Annotated in this window: 3 protein-coding genes; 2 read left to right on the top strand and 1 reads right to left on the bottom strand. The window is 72.1% G+C overall.

What is annotated here, in order from left to right:
• Positions 1–58: 58 nt before the first annotated feature.
• On the bottom strand, positions 59–241 hold the full coding sequence (locus tag MXD58_RS29550) for a hypothetical protein (protein WP_248841109.1): 183 nt from the start codon (positions 239–241) through the stop codon (positions 59–61).
• 291 nt (positions 242–532) lie between these two features.
• On the opposite strand from MXD58_RS29550, the gene ftsE reads away from it, so the two are divergent.
• Together ftsE and ftsX are read left to right on the top strand one after the other, a co-directional pair.
• Positions 533–1321 carry a cell division ATP-binding protein FtsE gene (gene ftsE, locus MXD58_RS29545; protein ID WP_248841108.1) on the top strand — a complete coding sequence of 263 codons (789 nt, stop codon included), beginning with the start codon at positions 533–535 and terminating at the stop codon, positions 1319–1321.
• Positions 1321–2193, top strand: a complete 873-nt coding sequence (gene ftsX, locus MXD58_RS29540; RefSeq protein ID WP_248841107.1) for a permease-like cell division protein FtsX — start codon at positions 1321–1323, stop codon at positions 2191–2193. The genes ftsE and ftsX overlap by 1 nt, the downstream gene beginning before the upstream one ends.
• The last annotated feature ends 90 nt before the right edge of the window (positions 2194–2283 follow it).

Raw genomic sequence — 2283 nt, 5'->3', positions numbered from 1 at the left:
CCGGCGGGCGGCGGGTCGGCGGGCGGCGGGTCGGCGGCCGAAGCGCCGGATCACCCGGTCAGCTGGCGTGCCGGGCCGCGAGGGCGGCCAGCACCATGATGATCGCGATGATCGTGAAGAGGAGCTGCGGAGACAGCGGCGAGGAGCGTCGCAGGTACTCCCGGGACGCGCGGCAGGTGGGGCACCGGCCCTCGATCACCAGCCCCGAGCAGCTGGCGCAGACCAGGTCTTCGCTGCCCATGCCCGCCTCCTTCCCGCCGCGACCCGTGACTCCGAGCGGGGCCCGTCGTCGATCGATCGACTTGTCCCACGTTACGCCCGCGCGTGGCCCTGCGCCCCGCCCTCGGCCATCACTTACCCGACCGCGGGCGCCTGATACCCGTCGGACGCCGCCGCCGCTGTCGCGAGTCGCCGCTGGTCCGCGGGTGCGATCCGGCCTGGCGGGCGCGCCCGCGCGGCTCGGCTCCGGCCACGTCCTACCATCTCCGTCACGGAATGTATGTTAAGCATTGCTTGACGTGAGGATGGTTCGGTGATCGTTCTGACTTCGGTGAGCAAGCGGTACCCGAACGGCGTCCGACCTGCCCTGAGCGACGTCAGCGCCGCGATCGGCCCGGGGGAGTTCGTGTTCCTCGTCGGCCCGTCCGGCTCGGGCAAGTCCACCCTGCTGCGGCTGCTCCTGCGCGAGGAGCGGCCGAGTGCCGGCCGCGTCGTCGTCGCCGGCCTGGATGTCGCCAGGATCCCGGACCGGCGGGTGCCGCGGCTGCGCCGGGCCGTCGGCTGCGTGTTCCAGGATTTCCGGCTGCTGCCGAACCGGACCGTGGCGGCCAATGTCGCGTTTGCCCTCGACGTCGTGGGTCGTCCCCGCCATGTCGTGCGCAGCGTCGTTCCCGAGGCGCTGAACCTGGTCGGCCTCGGTGACAAGGCAGCCAGCTATCCCGACGAGCTCTCCGGCGGCGAGCAGCAGCGGGTCGCCATCGCCCGGGCGTTCGTCGGCCGCCCGCGGGTGCTGCTCGCCGACGAGCCGACCGGCAACCTCGACCCGGCCACCAGCCTCGAGATCATGGGCCTGCTGGACACGGTGCACCGCGCCGGCACCACCGTCCTCATGGCCACGCACAACGCCGCTCTGGTCGACGCCATGCGGCATCGCGTGCTGGAGCTCCGGGAGGGCACCCTGGTCCGCGACGAGCCGGAGGGTCGCTATGACCAGGCCGCTGCCCCCGCCGCCGCACCAGCGCCGGCCGTCCCCGTCCAGGTCACGCTGCCCGAGCGGGAACGCAGCCCGTGGGCGGCGCCGTCGCGCGGACCGGCCGCCTGATGCGCCCGGGTCCGCTCGTGTCGCTGCTCTGGACGGGGCTGCGACGCAACCTGGCGATGACTGCGGCGGTGATCGTGACAGTCACGCTCAGCCTCGCGATGCTCGGCGCCGGCCTCCTGCTGCGAGCCCAGGTGCACACCATCGACCAGTTCCTGCTCGGCCAACTGGAAGTGGTCGTCGACCTCACCGACGACATCACTGCCGCGCAGCGCTCGGCGCTGGAGGACGAGATGCGCCGGGACCCGGCCGTCATCAGCGTCCGCTACGAGAGCAAGCAGCACGTCTTCGACCGGTTCCGACACGACTTCCGCGGCTCACCGGACGTCCTCGCCGGAGTCGGCCCCGACGACCTTCCCGCCGCGCTGCGATTGACCCTCGCCGATCCGCGGCAGTCACGCGACGTCGTCGTCGGTTACACCGGCCTCGACGGCGTGGAGGCCGTCCGCGACCAGCGTGCCCTGCTGGACCCCCTGTACCGCTTCCTCGACGCGTTCACCATCGGCGCCTTCACTCTCGCCGCCGTGCAGGCCCTGGCCTCCTTCGCGCTGATCTACACGATGATCCGGATTTCCGCGCACGGCCGCCGACGGGAGACCGCGATCATGAAACTGGTCGGGGCCTCCAACGGGACGATCCGGGCACCCTTCATGCTCGAGAGCGCCGTCGCGGGCCTGGCCGGCGGCCTCCTGGCGGGCGTCGCGCTGGTCGCCGCGAAGGTGTTCCTGGTCGACGGCCAGTTCTCCCGGCAGACGGCCTTCCCGCTGTTCGGCTGGTCAGCGGTGTGGGAGTCGGCAGCCGCCGTCGTCGCCGCCGGGGTGTTCGCCGCCGCGACGATGGCATCGATCGCGCTGCACCGGCATCTACGCGTCTAGGGCCTCCCGATCACCGGGCCCGCCCCGGCGTCACCATGTTTTTCGGTGTGGTTGGAGGAGGACGAAGAGGGAGTCGTCGAGGTTGAAGGG

Origin of the sequence: Frankia sp. AgKG'84/4 (assembly GCF_023242965.2) — a bacterium.
Classification (GTDB): Bacteria; Actinomycetota; Actinomycetes; order Frankiales; family Frankiaceae; genus Frankia.
This window is presented reverse-complemented; position numbering and strand designations above follow the sequence as displayed.